Below are 16,173 nucleotides of genomic sequence, written 5' to 3' on the forward strand. Positions count from 1 at the left end.
TCGTCATCCGTCAGAACCACTTCGACCGTCGGCCGACCCATGCGCGCCATGAGCCCAGCATACTTCTACGGCTTTCCTAAGACTCGGGACACTAGCGGGTGGGCGAAGATGCCGCGGCACAAATGCCGGGCGCTGAGGTCGTAAGCGGTCACGCGGCACTCCCTGCCAGGCGGAAGGCGGCGATGACGACCTTGCCCTCGGGAGCGGGTTCTACGCCCCAGCCGTTGGCGAAGGCGTTGACCAGGTACAGGCCCCTGCCGCTCGTGGGCAGGTCTTCTCCATCGGCCCCATCGGTCCCATCGGCCGCCCGGTCGGAGGGACAGGCCAGGAGAGTGACGACATCCGCCGGGATGGCGGTGGTGTCCTCTCCGCGGTCAACGACGCCCACAGTGACACCTTTCTCATAGAGGTCAAGGGTGAGGGACACAGGGCCGCCCCCGTGCCGGATGGCGTTGCTGAGGAGTTCGGTGACGACGAGCACCGCGTCGTCGATCCGGTCCCGGCCGGTTCGGTCGCGGAGCAGCCGGCGGACTGTCTTGCGGGCCCAGGTCAGCGGTTCCTCCATGGTAGTGAGGGCGAAGGCGTTGTGGTCGACCAGTTGCCCCAGGGGCAGTTCGCGGACCAGGTCGGCTGCTGTCGGCGGCACCTTCGTCTCCTTGCATGTCGAGACGCCTTGTGGCGCGGGCCGGAGATTCGGCCCGCCATCAACCTTTGCCGACTGGCTGTGGCACCGATACGCCAAACCTTGGCCACGTTGTGGCCATCTCGCGCGTTCGAATTCAGTTCACGGTGCCTGCGAGAGTACAAACGCCCCATCCCCTAGCACCTTTCAGGGCGGCTGGCAGAACGGTGGACGGGCCTGCCCACCTGCCCGGTCGCGGCGCCCGGACCTGCCCGAGTACAGCAAGCGCGGAACGGGCGGGGCACCGAGGCGAGCGGTCGCAGACTCAACTCCTCAAGGCGGCCGAGCCGGACCCGAGGCATGAACGCTGGACACCTTCGACGACATACTCGTCACCTGTCACACGCCACCCTCCGAAACCATCCCGAACTCCCCTCCTCGATCACGATCGCCGTCACGGACACGCACGTCCCGACTCAGATAAATCCCCGAAATCGCCCATCAAACAGGTCGACAGAACGCCCATATCGGCTTCAAAGACGCGCAGGTTGAGTACATCCAACCGGGTCATGTCAAGCGATTCTGGAAAGGTGGCCACAAGATGGCCAAGCGGTATGCGCGCCTCGATGACGGCCCACCGGGTGGGTTAATTCTCCCGATTTGACCAGATGTTGAGGGTGGTTGGAGGCCATGCGGTTGTCCTGACGCGCCCTCAACATGGCCATGAGATGGCCACGGTTTGGCGTAGCGATGCCGCGACGACGGCCGTCACCCTTAGTCCCAGCAGGAATGCCACGAGGAGCCCTCGTGGCTCGCCCCCCGACTCGGTTGAGTGCTGCCTCCAGGAGCCCCTTCATGCCATCCTCACCGACGCCGCGACACAGTCTTCCCATGCTGTTCGTCGGTGCCCTCAGTCGCCGTTCGCTGCGGCGCCCGGTGCGTGTGGAGCGGGATCAGGCAACGGCGGCGGCCGAGACGGTCGCGCTGGTCCTCGACGAGGACTCGCCGCTGCCCGAATCGGCCGAGGACGTGGAGGAACTCGTCGTCCGGCTGCGCGGTCACATCCTCCGGCTCGGCGCTCTCCTGCCCGGTGGCGTGCCGGTCGTAGCCCACGCCCAGCGTCTCGCCTCCCTGCCCCTCCCCGACGGCTACGTTCCCAGCCGCAGGCACCTTGTCCGTCTGGCCGAGGCGAGCCGGGACGTCATCGCGGCCCTGGCACCGGACGGCCGCCCGGGTGAGTACAGCAGGACTGGCCGCGGACGGCGCGTGTCCAGCCGGACCGCGGTCCGTGCGCTCATGGCCGGCGCCGCTCTGATCGCGCTGGTTGTGGCCGGGACCGTCCTGTGCACGTGATGTCCGGCCTGCTCCTCCCATCCCCGCGGCCGCATTCGGGCGGCCATCCGACCTCGCCCTACCGCACGGAGAACCGACGCTCATGACACACTCCCCCCGCATCGAGCGGTACGCCCTGATCGGTGACATGCAGACCAGCGCGCACGTGTGCGACACCGGATCGATCGACTGGCTGTGCCTGCCCCGCTTCGACTCGGGATCCGTCTTCGCCGCGCTGCTCGGCACCGAGGAGCACGGCTTCTGGCGGATCTGCCCGGCCCCCGGCAGTGGAGTCGACCCGGGCCTGGTCGCCGAGCGCCGGTACCGGGGCGACACCCTGGTGCTGGAGTCGGTGTGGAACACCGAGACCGGCACGGTGCGGGTCACCGACTTCATGCCGCCGCGGGGCGGGACCCCGCAGGTGTTCCGGATCGTGGAGGGCGTCTCCGGCGTGGTGCCGATGGTCTCGGCGATGCGTCCGCGGCCGGGGTATGGCCGTGTCAGCCCGTGGATCCACGAGGCCTGCGGGCGGATGGTCGCTGAGGCGGGCGCGGACGCGCTGTGGCTGGACACTTCGGTGCCGCAGACGGAGAAGGACGGTGTCGTCGTCAGCCGCTTCGACGTCGCTGCCGGACACAGCGTCGCGTTCGTGCTGAGTTGGTGTCCGTCTCACGCGATTACGCCGCAAATACCGGCTCCGTACGCCGCGCTCGCCGAGACGCTGGCCTTCTGGCGGGACTGGGCGGGTCAGTGCACCTACAACGGCCCATTCCGGACGGAAGTCGTCCGGTCCCTGGTCACGTTGAAAGCGCTGACCTACATGCCGAGCGGGGCGATCGTCGCCGCGCCGACGACGTCGCTGCCCGAGGAGCTCGGTGGCGGGCGGAACTGGGACTACCGCTACACCTGGCTGCGGGACGCCTCCACGACCCTGGCCGCGCTGCTGGGAGCCGGGTACCGGAGCGAGGCAGAGGCATGGAGACGATGGCTTCTGCGGGCGGTGGCCGGTGATCCGGAGAACTTGCAGATCATGTACGGGATCACCGGAGAGCGTGACCTGCCCGAGCGGGTCCTGGACTGGCTGCCGGGGTATGAGGGTTCGGCTCCGGTGCGGGTCGGCAACGGCGCCGCCGCTCAGTTCCAGCTCGACGTGTACGGAGAGGTGATCGAGACCCTGTACCTAGCCCACCGCAGCGGGATCACGCCCTGCTCGGACACCGCGGCACTCCACCAGAGGCTCATCGGACAGCTGGCGCAGCGCTGGCGCGAGCCGGACGAGGGGATCTGGGAGGTCCGCGGGCTGCGGCGGCATTTCGTGCACTCCAAGGTGATGGCGTGGGTGGCGGTGGACCGGACGGTCCGCCTGGCCGAGGACGGCGCCCTCCCGGGCGTCGACCTGCCCGCGCTGATCAAGCTGCGCGAGACGATCCACCACGAGGTCTGCACGAACGGCTACGACCCGGTCCGCAACACCTTCACCCAGTCCTACGGCTCACAGGAACTGGACGCCGCTCTCCTGATCATCCCGCAGACGGGATTTCTACCCACGGACGATCCGCGTGTCATCGGCACCGTCGACGCGGTACGGCGCGAGCTGTCCACACCAGAAGGGCTCGTGCGGCGCTACCCGACCGCCGGTGACCAGCAGGGCGTGGACGGACTGCCGGGCGACGAGGGTGCCTTCCTCCTCTGCTCGTTCTGGATGGTCGATGCGCTCGCGCTGACCGGTCGCCTCGTCGAGGCGGGTGCCCTGTTCGAGTGCCTTCTCGCACTGCGCAGCAACCTCGGCCTGCTCGCCGAGGAGTACGACCCGGTAACGCGCCGCCAGGTGGGCAATTTCCCGCAGGCGTTCAGCCACGAGGGTCTGGTCGCGAGCGCGTACCTGCTCCAACAGCTCTCCGCGGCGCCCGCGGCGACCCTTGAACTCGTCACCGACACCGGGCGCCCGCAGCCGGTTCTGCCGGAGCTCGTCCCCCAGAGCGCCTAGCCCCTCCACCCTTTCCTCTCGCCCACCGCTCTTGAGGTCTTCTATGCCTGCCCGCTTCTCCTCCGCCCGTCACCGCCGACGCCGGCCGCCCGCTAGCGACGCACCCACACCCGTGCGCTTCCATCAGGAGCTGGACGCCTATGTGATGGAGCGCGTGCTTTCGGCGGTGATGCAGCCGCTCGCACTCCTTGGCGTGCTACTCGGGTCCGCGTTCGTCACCTGGCAGAAGGTGCCTGTCTCCCACCTGGCGCTGCTGGCCGTGCTCGTCCCGTTGGTGGGCGGTGTCGTCGTGGCCGCTCTGCAGAAGGCGCGGGATACGGGGCGGGCGGTGCTGAGCGCGGCGGACAGTGCCCGTACGGCCGAGCTGGAGGGTCTGGCGCGGGTGGTGGCGGCCGCAGAGAAGACGGTGCTGTGGTCGGCCGACGAACTGTGCCGCGGTGAACGGCCACCGATGCCCGCCCCCAGGATGGCGGAAGCGACAGGCCTGGCCGGACAGGTCGAGTCCGCGGTGGTGGAGCTGCAGATGCAGGCGGTGGCGTCGCTGCGGCGCGTCCACGACGAGTCCCAGACGAGCGTCCAGCTGGACGTCCTGCGCTGTGTGGCGGTCCGCCAGCACGCCCTGATCAGCAAGGCTCTGACCGCGCTGACCGATCTGCAGGGGCAGACCGACGATCCGGAACTGCTGGCCGCGATCTTCCGCATCGACCACCTGGTGGTGCGGGCACGCCGGCATGTGGAGGGCACGGCGTTGCTGGGCGGTCATTCCCTGCGCAGGACGCGCCAACCCGTCACAGTGACCACGGCGTTGCGCGGAGCTGTCAGTGAGGTGGTCCAATACCCGCGCGTCACCGTGACGGCCGGGGATGTCGGGATTCGGTGGAGCTGCCCCGGCCACGTCGGCCCAGACCTAACGCATCTGCTGGCCGAACTGATCGAGAACGCCCTTGAGTACTCCGATCCGGCCACGAAGGTCGAGGTGCGTGCGCAGCAGGTGCCGACGGGACTGGCGGTCGAGATCGAAGACCGCGGCATGTCGATGCATCCGCGGATACGCCACAGGGTCGACCAGCTGCTGGCCGCGCCGGACCAGGTGGACGTCAGCGACCAGGTCCGCGCCGGGCAGATCGGCCTGCTGATCACCGCGAGGATCGCCCAGCAGCTCGGGATCAAGGTGGCGCTCCACGACAACCTGATGGGCGGCACGACCGCAGTGGTGATCGTGCCTGAGCAGCTACTGGTGACGACTCAGCCCGCCGGAGAAGAGATCCCCGAACACATTCCGCCGCCGGCGGTCGTTCCTTCCTCTGTGCGGCAGCACGGCGCGCCGGCTGCTTCACCGGCGCCGCTGCCGGACCTTCCCCGCCGTGTCAGCGGCCAGCCCCCCGCACCCGCCCGCCAGCCCTCCCCGCACGCGCCTGTGACCGCGTCGGTCCCGGGCCGAGCTGCGGCCTTCCGCGACGGCGTACGGGGCGGCCCGCCCGTGCCCCCGCCGCACGAGCACCCCAACTGACCCCCACCTTCTCTTTCTGGAGCGACCATGACGACCCCCACCCCTTACCTGTCCGGTACCGCAGGAGGCGCGTCCCGGCGGGAACGGCAGGCGCAGCAGATGGAGAGCCTGCTGAAGAAGTTCGCGGACGAGACACCCGACGTCGCCGCTGCCGTGCTGGTGTCGCGGGACGGCCTGCGGCTCATGGACAGCGGCGTCGAGAAGGACTGGGCGGACCCGCTCGCCGCGGCGATCTCATCGATGTACGCGCTCGCCGGCAACGTGCCCAGTCCGACGGGCGAACGCAGTCCCGCCCAGCTCGTGTTCATCGAACGTGCCGACGGCATGCTCCTCCTCCAGGCAGCGGGGAGTTCGTCCTTCCAGGGCGGTTCTCTCGGCGGTGCTCTGCAGGACACCGTGCTGTGCGTGCTGGCAGGGCCGAGGGCCGACGTCGGCACCACGACTCACGAGATGCAGCGTCTGGTGACCCGCTTCGGCGCCTACATGGACGTGCCCGTCCGAGCCGCCACGAATGCCGATGCATCGTGAGCGTCCCCTGCCGGGCAGGCGCTGGGGTCGAGGAGGCGGTGTTCGTCCGGCTGTACACGCTGACCGGCGGACGTACCCGGCCGCATCATCTGCTGGCGCTGGACACGGTGGTGGTTGCCGGGGCCGGGCGGCTGGCTCCCGCCCACGCCGAGGAGCACCGCCGGATCATGGCGCTGTGCCGTGAGCGCCCGTGTTCGGTGGCCGAGCTGGCCGGACGGATGGCCAGGCCCGTCCCGGTGGTCAAGGTCCTCATCTCCGACCTCCTGGACGCGCGCCTGCTCGATCTGCTCGTCACTGCCTCCCACGACACCGACACGACAGGAGCTCCCCGTCCCTCCCTGCAGCTGCTGGCGGCGGTGAGCACTGCTCTCAGAAGGAAGTGGCCCGATGCCCGTTCCCACCTTGAGGCCGGCTGATCCCGTGCAGCCGCCCGGGACGCAGCGCCTGCTGCCGCTGAAGATCGTGATCGCTGGCGGGTTCGGGGTCGGCAAGACGACGGCCGTGGCCGCGGTCAGCGAGATCAAACCGCTCAGCACCGAGGAGTACCTGACCGAGCCCGGCGCGGGTGTCGACGACCTGACCGGGCTTCAGGACAAGGACACGACGACGGTCGCACTCGATTTCGGACGCCTCAGCCTCCCCGACGCACCCATCCCCCTGGAGTTGTTCCTGTTCGGCGTTCCAGGCCAGGACCGGTTCGTAGGCCTACTCTGGGAAGACCTGGCACGCGGTGCGGTCGGCGCCATTGTCCTGGTCGACACTCGGCGCCTGGACATCAGCTTCTCCGCAGTGACGTATTACGAACACCTGGGCCTGCCCTTCATCGTCGCCGTCAACGAGTTCGACGGCGCGCACCGCTACGAGCTTGAGCAGATCCGCGACGCCTTGGGCCTGCCCGGCCGGGTTCCGGTGATCGCCCTGGACGCCCGCGACCCCGTGCAGGTCGCTTCCACCCTTCTGACCCTGGTCGACCACGCCTCTGCCTCTGCCTCTGCCTCCTTACAGGACGCCCGATGACTCATCCCACCTCCCTTACCTCTCACCCGTACGGCGCCCCGCCCCTGCCCCGCCGCAGCCTGCACGGCGCCACCGCCCCCCTGCACGCCTCCACCGCGACGTTTCCGCCGGGCGTCCCCGCCGCTCATCCGTTGCCCGCCCGAGCGCAGCGTGAGCTGGCCGAACGCAGGGAACTGATCCGGCAACTGGGCCTGCGAACCGATCCCGACGACGAATACGACGGCTTCGCCCGCGAGATGGCGCAGCAGGCCGACTTCTTGTACGGCTTCGTCAACCTGTTCATGGAGGAGCAGACGTTCATCGGTCTGTACCAGCCTGCTGCGGACAGCGGACACGTCATCGTCGGCCGCACCATGGACCGCGGTCACGGATACTGTCCGGAGGTCGTGGACCGTAAGAGGGCGCTGCCCCTGCCCGATGTCCATGCCTCCCCGCGGTTTTCCGGCAATCACGTGGTGGACGCGGTCGGGATCCGCGCGTACTTCGGCGCCCCGCTCATCCATGACGAGAGCGGGATCGTGCTGGGCACCGTGTGTGTCGTCGACACCGAAAAACGGCCGATGAGCGAGGCCCGCCGCCTGCGGGACATCACCATCGCGACCGGCAGCCAGGTCATGCGCCGCATCACCGGCGAATGACCGGCGCTTCGCCACCCCCCACCCGGGAGCCGCCCAGACGGCCTCCCCGGCCGCTCATCCGCGCGACCTTCATCCAGGGAGAGGGAGACGTCCATGCCCACCACCTCGCCGCCCGTGCTGTCCGCCCCGCCGCCGGAACTGCGCCCCTACCTCACCGACCACCACGAGCAGTTGTGGCGGGAGGCCGATGAGGTCTCGGCCGAGCACATCGGCCCGCACGTGGCACGGATGGAGGCCGCACCCCACCTGGTGGACGCCCATGTCGCCGCACTCTTCGCCGCGCGCCGCTGGTTCGCTATCACCATCCCGGCCCGGTTCGGTGGGCTGGCCGCCGGGCACGTCGCCCGGACCGTCCTGGTCCACCGGACCGCCCGCGTCTCAGGAACGGCGGCGGCCGTCCTGCAGGCCACTCTGATCCCCGTCGGCGCCCTCCTTCTCCACGCCACCCAGGAGCAGAAGTCCCGGTGGCTGCCCGCTGTCGCCGACGGCTCGCTGCTGCTGTCGATCGCCTCCACCGAGCCGGAAGCCGGCGGCCACATCGGCGGGATACAGACCAGCGCCCGGCGAGCCGGCCGGGGCTGGGTGATCACGGGCAGCAAGATGCACATCGGCAACGCCCACCTGGCCGGGGCACACGTCGTCATCGCCCGCACCTCCGACTCGGACCAGACGCGAGTGTCTCAGGCGCTCACCGCCTTCCTCGTCGAGTCCGACCGCAAAGGCGTGACCGTCGCCGCGCACCGGCCGACGCTCGGTCTGCACGGGTTCTCCGCAGGCCGGCTCGACCTCGACCGGGTCCGCGTTCCAGACGACCACGTGATAGGCGAGGTCGGCCAGGGCTACGACGTCGCGCAGAGCAGCAGCATCCTCTACGGCCGGCTCAACATCGCCGCCCTGGATCTCGGTCTGCACGAGGCCGTCGTCGAGACCACCACGAGGTTCCTCAAGAGCCGCCCCCGCTACGGAAAGTTCCTGTCCGACCTGCCCGTCCTCAAGGACCGGCTCGGCGCCATGGAATCCCGTCTGCGCACCGCCCGAAACCTCGTCTACCAGGCCGCCCACCTCCTCGACCAGGGCGTGGCCTGCGACGCCGAACTCATCAACGCCAAGCACGTCGGGCACGCAACCGCGGCGCGCAGCGCCCAGGACGCCATGGAGTGCCACGGCGCGAACGCCCTGGACGGCGACTACCCCCTGCAGCGTCTGTGGCGCGACATCCAGCACACCTACGCCCCCGCCGGCACCGGCGAGGTCCAGCAACTCCGGCTGGCCGCCGCCGCACTGGGCGAGGACGACATCCAGTGGTCTGCGCGTCTGGCCGCCGATGGCCCGGCCCGGCCTGACCCGGCCGCTGTCTAGACCCCCGTGCGCGGCGGACCCCTGACACACCCACCGCGCACAGGCGGGACCTGCCGCCGGTCACCCGTCACATCCCCCGCACGGGCACCGGCGGCAGGCACCTCCTCCCCCCCTCACCCCGTATCGCCTATCCGTCCTGGAGCAGCCGTGACCAGCCCCGTCAGCACCCCACGCATCACTCGCCACTCCGGCGATCCGGCGCCTGGTCCGGTGCCTGACCAGCTCACACGGCTGCGGCATACCCGGGGCACACTGCACCGCGCCATCGCGCAGCTGGACGGCACCGGTGAGGCCCTGGACCGTGACCGCGAACGGGTGTGGGCTGTGGTGGAGCAGTGGCTGCCGCTGGCCCAGCAGCGCATGCGCGAGGCAGCGGGCTCGAACCGGGACCAGGACCGGTGGCAGGGCCTCATCCGCGCCGCAACCCGCCCCGACACCGCCACTGCGCCCGCGGCCCAGCCCACCCTGCTCACGGTCTGCAACGGCGCGCGCGGACTGCTGCGTGCACTGCTGGAGGCCGAGCACCCAGGGCTTACCGCCGCCGAGGTCGCCGACCGGCTGCGGCGTGCCATCCGCGCCCGTGACTACCCGCCCGGCGGCCGCCTCTCGCGTGCCCGCATCATCGCCGGCATGGGCGATCTTCCGCACGATCGGATCGATCTGGCCCTGCAAGACCTCCAAGACGAAGGGCTGGTGGCCATCGGTGCTTCCGGCAAGGCGCGTGTCGCCGGCACCGTCCCGGACCCGACTGACCGTGTCGCGGCCTGGCTGCGCTTCCTGATCCAGTCCGGCGTCTACCCGCCCCACTCCACCCTGCAGCCCGCGAAGGCGCTGGCACAGAGCCTCGCCACCTCCGCGCCCATCATGAACCGCGCACTGCGCTCGCTCGCCGACCAGAAGATCGTCGTACGTCCCAGCGCCCAGGCCGCCCACATCCATCCCGAGCCGCCCCTCCCCCTCGCCGAGCCGCCCGAACTGGGCGTTGCCGCCCGCCAGCTGCACCACCGCGCCGACGACCTCACCCCCACCGGTACTCAGGTCCTCGACGCCTGCGACCGGGCCCGCGCCTGGTGGATCACCCGCCAGGCTCCCGCACCGGAGGCCGTGGCCTGCTGCTCGCGGCTGCTGACCCGCGCGGCAGCCATCCTGATCTCGCGGCATGCGGACACCTCCGACGCTCACCTGCTGACCCTGCTGCGCCGTACAGCGGTCACCGCGCTCGCCGCCTGGCCCGCCGACAGCGCCGAACGGATCTGGCGCACTGCCTGCCTGGCCACCTGCGTGCGCGACATCCACCGCGCCGTCGACGCCGCCACACCGCTCCGCCCGGCCGCAGTGCAACGCTGCTACCCCAGTCAGCCGACCGTCGCACTCACCCCCACCGAGCAGAGCATCGCCGACCTCCTGGTCCGGGGGGTGCCGTCTCCCGAGATCGCTCGCCGTACCGCCCTGCCCTACGCCGAGGTACGCCGTCACCTCGAGAGTCTGCGCACGAAATCGGGCAACCGCCCAGGCTGCGGGTGGGCTGCCCTGGTCCACTCCCTGCTCACCGCCGGCCAGGTAGACGCCCCGGATGCCGGCCGCCCCGCCCCGAATTTCACTCCGGAGCAGATGCGGCTGCTGCGCGCGCACGCCACCTACAGCAAGATCAACGACATCGCCGCCGCGGCGGGCATCGTCACGTCCGCCGTCCGCCCACGAACCCGCGAACTGCTGTCGGTGGCCGGCGTAACCGACACCACCCAGCTCATCGCCGCCGCCCACTCCTGGAAACTGCCCTGCGTCACGGAGCAGCCAGGCACGGGCCCGAACACCCTGCCGGTGAGCTCGGGAGGCCACCTGTGACCGGCAATGAAGCCCTCCAGGACAGCGCCGGGCACGGTCCAGTGGCCGAGCACCCGCAGTGGTCCCCCTACCAGGTGCGGCCCATCGCGACCGCAGCCGAGCAGGCGGAGGCACACGCGCTCATCGAGGACCGCACCTGCTGGCTCGCCAAGCGGAATCTGCACGCACTTCCGACCGCGACGGGCCTTCCTGCCGACGAGTCGAACGTCACCGCGATCGGGATGTTCGAAGACGACGTACTCATCGGGTGTCTGGCACTGCACCACAACCCCAGCCTGCTGGCCATCACCCGGGCCTACGGCCAATTCGGTGCCGATTTCGCCCGACTGGCGACACTCTGGGCCGCCGACTACGCAGCCCGGTGCGGCGTGGACGCAGTACGCACCGTGGTCATCGGGCCATTTGCAGCCCGGCACCGGCTGGAGACCCACCTGACCGACCTCGGCTGGAGCCTCGCCAGCCACAGCGAGGAGTCAGCCTGGCTCCAGCTGACCGCAGAAGCACGGCCGACACTCACCGCACTGATCCGCTGCGCCGTCCCTCTCAGTGAGAACACGCACACTCTCTGGAGCACACCGTGACCAACCTGCCCACCGAACACGAAGCCACCGAACACGAAGAAACCCCCTCCCGTGTCACACTCCTTGACCCCCGCCGTGGGATGGGCACTTGCCACGGGTTGGGCAACGGCCGTTTCAGCAGGCCGCCGGTGCAATCCGGTGGAGGATTCCTGGGCGAGTTGGCGGATGCTGCAAAGATGCGCGCCGTCCGCGAAGCGGACCTCAACCGCGTGCTGGAGCGCCTCGACCACGCTGGCACGCAGATCAGGGTCGGCCGGTACGCGCTCGTCGGCCACAGTGGAGATCCTGCCGTGCGGCTGCTGCAGACCCAGACCGTGATCAACCGGATGGGATGGGAGTCGCCCCTTGCCACGTACGACAGCACCGGAATGAGCGACCCGCTGCTCCGGCCCGAACTGGCCTCTCTCCTCGGAAGGATCCGCCGCGGAGAGATCCACGGCATCGTCGCGGCTTCCCCTACCGACATCACGACCTTTCGCCGGTCCTACCTCGGCTTCCTCGACGCTGTCCGGGCCTGCGGCGGGTTTCTTGCCCTCCTCAGAGACGAGACCGCCCTCTGACGCGGCCGTGCAGCCGGCCTCCAGACGGGGACGGCTCGCTAGCCACCCTCACCTGACCCGGCAGCGCCGGGCCAGCCACAGGACCGAAGGTCCCAGCATCCCAGCACATCACTGCCAGCCTCGCCCGCCACCCTCACGAAAAGAACGTCATGGTGCCCACCCTCGCCCGTTCCTTGCCACGTACCTGCGGCGCGCGCCTCCTGCTGAGCGAAGCAACCCGTCGCCTCGCCACCCAGGCCGCGCCCAGAGTGCCTGGCATGCCACGCCGCAGCCTGATCTGTGAGCTCGCCGTGCACGGTCGCGGGACCGAGCATGGCGCCATCGCCCGCATCCTCCACCGCCCGCAGCAGGGTGCCGTCTGGGCACATTGGACGGACGGGACCGCACCGTCGTGCACCGCCCGGGAGGTCTGCCCGCGCATCGGCGACGACCTGGGCCAGGCGTGCGAGCTGTTCGCGCGTCACCACGGCGACTGCACGTTCGCTCTCGGCAACGCCTTGGCCGAGGACGAGACCCGGGGGCAGCGGATCAGTGCAGCGCTGACCGTCCTCGCCGGTCACGCACACCACGAGTACGGGAACATCCTTGAGGCCGCGCACGACAGTCTGCTGCTGTCGTGGGACGAGCTGCGGGCGCAGCGGATCTGGGACCGGCTCGCCCCGTGGGACCAGGCCGTCGTGTACCGGATCATGACCAGCGCGGACTTTTCGCAGCATGGAAGAGAGCGCGCTGTGGATCGCATCCTGCGTGGCAGCCATCAGCTGGCCCGGCTGCGTGATGCCGGGGCATTGCCGGGCGGCAAGGAAGCCGCGGTGCTCTGCGACGCCCTCACCCAGCTACCCGCCGAGTGGCAAGCGGTGGTCCTGGGCGGGCAGCGAGCCCCGAAACGGGCCAGTTCGACGCCGCGGGTGCCTCTGGGCGAGGCCGTGCAGGCCGCTGCCGAGGACATCGCAGCAGGGAAGACACCCCCGGAACCCAGGCTGCGGTGGGACTCGCATTGGGACGACGTGGACGACCGGCGGCGGGGAGGCTCGGAGGCTGCCCGGCTGGCGCGTCTGCCCTACGGATGGCGGGTCGACGTTGTCCGGCGCATCGCACACGGCGTGGACGCCTTGACTGCCGGCCACGAGGCCGCCATGGCCGTCAACATGTTGCGCAGTTACGGCGTCTACGTCGCTTGGACCGGCATGGACCGCTTGTGAACGCCCCAACCCCTCATCTACGCCGCGGATGCCTCTCCAGCCACGCCCTGACGGCCGACGCCACCGCGTGGCCGGTAAGGATCCGCGCCCGGGCACTTCCTGCAGTTCGTACCTGGCCGGGGATACGCCCACGGCCGCACCGAGGTTTCTCCCACCCCTATGCCCGCAGGGAGCAGTAAATGACCAAGCCGATAGCGTCCCCGGTGGCCCGCCCCGCGCCCGTAGCGTCCCGGACCAGCAGTCAAATGCAGGCTCCGCAACTGCCGGATGACGCCGAGGACCGGCTGCGCGTACAAGCCAGGCACGCCGCCGCCCTCCTGGGGGTCGAGGTAGACGGCACTGAATGTGTGTGGGGCTGGCAAGGCCAGTCCCTGTCGTTGCCGGTACTCGACACGACCACTGAGCTGTGGATGAAGTTGCGGGCGCGGCCGGTTCGACAACCGGCCCCACCGCACTGGTCGGGCGCGGCCACTGCCGAACGGGTCATGAAGGGTCTGCCCGTCCTCCGGCCCGTTCTTGTAGCCCAGGAGGCTTGGAACTGCGAAGGTTTCGCCTACCAGGCCGAGTTGACGACCCGGATGCCGGTCAAAGCCTTCAGCGTCACTCGGGCGGCCCCTGCGTGGGTGGCCGACCTGCCGGCGGCCTGGTGGGCCGACCTGCGTGCCGCACTCGACAGCATCCAAACAGTTGCGTCAGCCGGGCTGGCGCCCGTCGCCTGGCAAGAGGCGGCAGCTCGCTCGGTAGGAGCTGTCGTCCTGGAGTCATGGGTTCCGTCGCACGGTGACGTGTGCGCGGCGAACCTCGGAGCGGTCGATGCTCGGGCCGTGCTCTACGACTGGGACTACATCGGGCTCGGCCCCCGCTACGCCGACGCCGCGTGTCTCCTGCTCAGCAGCCTGGACACCCCGGAGGTAGCCGCCCGCGTCAAGGAGTATTTCGGCGACCAACTCGAGTCGCCTGACGGGCTCTACGCTCAATCGGTGGTTGCCGCGCACTGGTCCATGCGATTCAAGACGGGCGAGCACACAGACCTCGCACCGGCCCTGCGAGCACACATCTCGCGGACAGGGAACCGGTCCCCTTGTTGACCGCTCGCCTCGGTCCTGCAAGCGAAGCCGTCCATAGGCGCCGTCCGGCGGCCGGCTCGGGCCGTCGCGCCGGTCATCCGGCGGCCGCGCCACGGCCGGCGTCCTACCCGCCCGAGCACCGCACTACACGCCGCCTGGGCGAGCCCGAACCAGCCGCCTGTCGATCCGCCCCATCGCCATCGAATCACCACGCCCTGCCCATACCGGAGTCCCGACCATGCCCACTGCCTGCCTCCCCTCACCACCGGCCGTCACCACCGGGCCCCCCGGTGAACAGCCGCTCCGGCCCGACATGCTGAAAGCAGCGCCTTCAGCGCGACCGGCGAGTCGCCCCTGGTCAGGGTCTCCAATCCTGCACTTGCATCTCCCCCAGGTGCCCGTCCGTCCTCCGCTCTCCGCGGAGGTGCGCCCATGACGCCCGTGCCCTACTGTGACGCCCCCTCCCTGTCCCCCCTCCTGGTCGGCGCGCTCATGCGCCACTACCGGACGCGCGCCGGACTGACTCTGCAGCAGGCCAGCAACCTGGTCGGTATCTCATCCAGCCGGATCAAGGACCTGGAGACGGCCCGGGTCGCGGTGCCCGTCACGAGCGCGCGCACCCTGTTGGACGTCTACGGCGCACCGGCCCACGAGATCCGGCGGGCGCTCGCGCTTCTGGCTCGCCCCGGTCATCGGCATCAGATCGACGACGTCACTTCGTCCCCGGCGTGGGTGGAGGCGCTGGTAGCCGGATCCCGCTCTGTACACGCCTACGGCACCGACCCGGCCTCGCTGTGCTCCCTGGCCGCCTCGCCGGCATCCGGGCCTACAGGCCGCCGCCCGGCCGCGCGGTGCCGTTGGGTGATGTTCCTGAGCGAAGACCTGCTGGAGCCGTCATGTGACCAGCACCCGAGCGCAGATCACCTGTCCCACCTCGTCCGCTTGGCCTACAGCGGATCCATCAGCGTCCACCTCGTGCCGGGCCAGCTCGAGCCCCGGGCCCCTCTGGTGACCGAGTACACCTACACCGCGCGAGGCTGGACCGGAAGCGTTGCCGACCGGCTACGCCGCCAGATCTACGTCACCCACCATGCTGACGGCGCGCGGCGCGGCGTACGCAACGGCTCTGCCGCGGTGGCCGAGCGCCAGTTGCTGCAGCAGGCCGCTCGCACCGCGCTCCCTTTTCAGTGGACTCTCCACCAGCTGCGACGAGTCGCACGCGCACCACAGCAGTCCACAGCGGTCACCCTCCCCCTCACCGACTCTGGTGGGCACACCGTCTCGCCAGCAGCACCAACCGCACGCGCGAGCACGGTAGTCACTCGCCCGTCGCGCACCGGGATGCACTTACCCACCGCCCCAGCACCCCCGCACGCCGCACCCGGCGTCCTTTCCCGTCCACGGCTCAGATCGGACAATTGCCCAAACCTGTTCACAACCGCTCCAGAGCCCGGGGACGTTGCGGCCGCCCTCCAGGCGCCCATCCGTGACCGGGGTCACGCGTGATCGCGCAACCGATGCCGGATCTGTCCGGCAGGCCTGGCAAGGCTCGGGTGTCCGATGAGCGTGCGAGCGGCGATCCGGGGCGCAGGCAGGCGCGCTTGCCATGGGCGTCGTGCAGGTCGCCCCGTTTCCGGCTTTCGCCTTCCGCCAGCACCTGTCGCATGGTCACTGGTAGCCCTCAGCGGCCCAGCGACGATGGCGCGCGCTCCGCCGCAGATGCAGTGGTCCGCCGTGCCGCCATGGCGGACCCGCTGCTTTCGACCCTCCGTGACGTCGGCGGCTGCCTGGCCCTCATCGCGATGGGCGTGCTGATCGCCGTGCTGGTGTCGGCCGTGCACGCCGCCTGGCCGCCTCCAACAGGCACTCTCCCCCATCCCGGCATCGTCCAGCACACTCCACAGGAGGAGCGATGACCTCATTCC

16 protein-coding genes are annotated in these 16,173 nt (G+C 70.1%); 15 read left to right on the forward strand and 1 reads right to left on the reverse strand.

The window, feature by feature from the left end; all coding sequences use genetic code 11:
- Positions 1-148: 148 nt before the first annotated feature.
- Positions 149-646: an ATP-binding protein gene (locus tag ACFC02_RS23455; RefSeq protein ID WP_376360577.1), complete on the reverse strand. Its 498-nt coding sequence runs from the start codon at positions 644-646 to the stop codon at positions 149-151.
- A gap of 867 nt (positions 647-1,513) precedes the next feature.
- Between ACFC02_RS23455 and ACFC02_RS23460 the strand changes: the two genes are divergently transcribed.
- The 15 genes from ACFC02_RS23460 (at position 1,514) to ACFC02_RS23530 (ending at position 16,164) form a co-directional block, all read left to right on the forward strand.
- A complete protein-coding gene (locus tag ACFC02_RS23460) occupies positions 1,514-1,975 on the forward strand; it encodes a hypothetical protein (protein ID WP_376360579.1) in 462 nt (153 codons plus the stop codon).
- Positions 1,976-2,057: 82 nt separating this feature from the next.
- A complete protein-coding gene (locus ACFC02_RS23465) occupies positions 2,058-3,941 on the forward strand; it encodes a glycoside hydrolase family 15 protein (protein ID WP_376360582.1) in 1,884 nt (627 codons plus the stop codon).
- A gap of 112 nt (positions 3,942-4,053) precedes the next feature.
- The gene (locus ACFC02_RS23470; RefSeq protein WP_376360585.1) at positions 4,054-5,451 is read left to right on the forward strand and encodes a sensor histidine kinase; all 1,398 of its coding nucleotides are present in this window, start codon (positions 4,054-4,056) and stop codon (positions 5,449-5,451) included.
- 27 nt (positions 5,452-5,478) lie between these two features.
- Entirely contained in the window at positions 5,479-5,979 is a 501-nt protein-coding gene (locus ACFC02_RS23475; RefSeq protein ID WP_376360588.1) for a roadblock/LC7 domain-containing protein, read from the forward strand.
- Positions 5,980-6,017: 38 nt separating this feature from the next.
- Positions 6,018-6,395: a DUF742 domain-containing protein gene (locus ACFC02_RS23480; protein WP_376360591.1), complete on the forward strand. Its 378-nt coding sequence runs from the start codon at positions 6,018-6,020 to the stop codon at positions 6,393-6,395.
- Entirely contained in the window at positions 6,367-6,996 is a 630-nt protein-coding gene (locus tag ACFC02_RS23485; RefSeq protein WP_376360594.1) for an ATP/GTP-binding protein, read from the forward strand. Before ACFC02_RS23480 ends, ACFC02_RS23485 begins: the two co-directional genes overlap by 29 nt.
- Positions 6,993-7,634, forward strand: a complete 642-nt coding sequence (locus tag ACFC02_RS23490; RefSeq protein ID WP_376360597.1) for a GAF domain-containing protein — start codon at positions 6,993-6,995, stop codon at positions 7,632-7,634. The genes ACFC02_RS23485 and ACFC02_RS23490 overlap by 4 nt, the downstream gene beginning before the upstream one ends.
- Before the next feature lie 93 nt (positions 7,635-7,727).
- Positions 7,728-8,993, forward strand: coding sequence for an acyl-CoA dehydrogenase family protein (locus ACFC02_RS23495; protein ID WP_376360600.1), 1,266 nt, complete (start codon positions 7,728-7,730; stop codon positions 8,991-8,993).
- A gap of 210 nt (positions 8,994-9,203) precedes the next feature.
- Positions 9,204-10,838: a GntR family transcriptional regulator gene (locus ACFC02_RS23500; protein ID WP_376360603.1), complete on the forward strand. Its 1,635-nt coding sequence runs from the start codon at positions 9,204-9,206 to the stop codon at positions 10,836-10,838.
- The gene (locus ACFC02_RS23505) at positions 10,835-11,419 is read left to right on the forward strand and encodes a hypothetical protein (RefSeq protein WP_376360606.1); all 585 of its coding nucleotides are present in this window, start codon (positions 10,835-10,837) and stop codon (positions 11,417-11,419) included. Before ACFC02_RS23500 ends, ACFC02_RS23505 begins: the two co-directional genes overlap by 4 nt.
- On the forward strand, positions 11,416-11,979 hold the full coding sequence (locus ACFC02_RS23510) for a hypothetical protein (protein ID WP_376360609.1): 564 nt from the start codon (positions 11,416-11,418) through the stop codon (positions 11,977-11,979). The genes ACFC02_RS23505 and ACFC02_RS23510 overlap by 4 nt, the downstream gene beginning before the upstream one ends.
- 257 nt (positions 11,980-12,236) lie before the next feature.
- Positions 12,237-13,181 carry a hypothetical protein gene (locus ACFC02_RS23515; protein ID WP_376360612.1) on the forward strand — a complete coding sequence of 315 codons (945 nt, stop codon included), beginning with the start codon at positions 12,237-12,239 and terminating at the stop codon, positions 13,179-13,181.
- Between the two features lie 179 nt (positions 13,182-13,360).
- Entirely contained in the window at positions 13,361-14,269 is a 909-nt protein-coding gene (locus tag ACFC02_RS23520) for a phosphotransferase family protein (protein ID WP_376360615.1), read from the forward strand.
- Positions 14,270-14,680: 411 nt separating this feature from the next.
- Positions 14,681-15,754, forward strand: coding sequence for a helix-turn-helix domain-containing protein (locus tag ACFC02_RS23525; RefSeq protein WP_376360618.1), 1,074 nt, complete (start codon positions 14,681-14,683; stop codon positions 15,752-15,754).
- A 236-nt stretch (positions 15,755-15,990) separates the two neighbouring features.
- Positions 15,991-16,164 (forward strand): hypothetical protein, encoded by a 174-nt coding sequence (locus tag ACFC02_RS23530; protein WP_376360620.1) that lies wholly within the window; start codon positions 15,991-15,993, stop codon positions 16,162-16,164.
- The last annotated feature ends 9 nt before the right edge of the window (positions 16,165-16,173 follow it).

Source organism: Streptomyces sp. NPDC056160, from assembly GCF_042268205.1.
Lineage (GTDB): Bacteria > Actinomycetota > Actinomycetes > Streptomycetales > Streptomycetaceae > Streptomyces.

What these genes read in the sequence shown, in the direction of transcription:
- ACFC02_RS23495 (WP_376360600.1), top strand. Translation starts at nt 7,728, where the DNA reads ATGCCCACCACCTCGCCGCCCGTGCTGTCCGCCCCGCCGCCGGAACTG.
- ACFC02_RS23465 (WP_376360582.1), top strand. Translation starts at nt 2,058, where the DNA reads ATGACACACTCCCCCCGCATCGAGCGGTACGCCCTGATCGGTGACATG.
- ACFC02_RS23520 (WP_376360615.1), top strand. Translation starts at nt 13,361, where the DNA reads ATGACCAAGCCGATAGCGTCCCCGGTGGCCCGCCCCGCGCCCGTAGCG.
- ACFC02_RS23490 (WP_376360597.1), top strand. Translation starts at nt 6,993, where the DNA reads ATGACTCATCCCACCTCCCTTACCTCTCACCCGTACGGCGCCCCGCCC.
- ACFC02_RS23530 (WP_376360620.1), top strand. Translation starts at nt 15,991, where the DNA reads ATGGCGGACCCGCTGCTTTCGACCCTCCGTGACGTCGGCGGCTGCCTG.
- ACFC02_RS23485 (WP_376360594.1), top strand. Translation starts at nt 6,367, where the DNA reads ATGCCCGTTCCCACCTTGAGGCCGGCTGATCCCGTGCAGCCGCCCGGG.
- ACFC02_RS23515 (WP_376360612.1), top strand. Translation starts at nt 12,237, where the DNA reads ATGCCACGCCGCAGCCTGATCTGTGAGCTCGCCGTGCACGGTCGCGGG.
- ACFC02_RS23475 (WP_376360588.1), top strand. Translation starts at nt 5,479, where the DNA reads ATGACGACCCCCACCCCTTACCTGTCCGGTACCGCAGGAGGCGCGTCC.
- ACFC02_RS23525 (WP_376360618.1), top strand. Translation starts at nt 14,681, where the DNA reads ATGACGCCCGTGCCCTACTGTGACGCCCCCTCCCTGTCCCCCCTCCTG.
- ACFC02_RS23460 (WP_376360579.1), top strand. Translation starts at nt 1,514, where the DNA reads ATGCTGTTCGTCGGTGCCCTCAGTCGCCGTTCGCTGCGGCGCCCGGTG.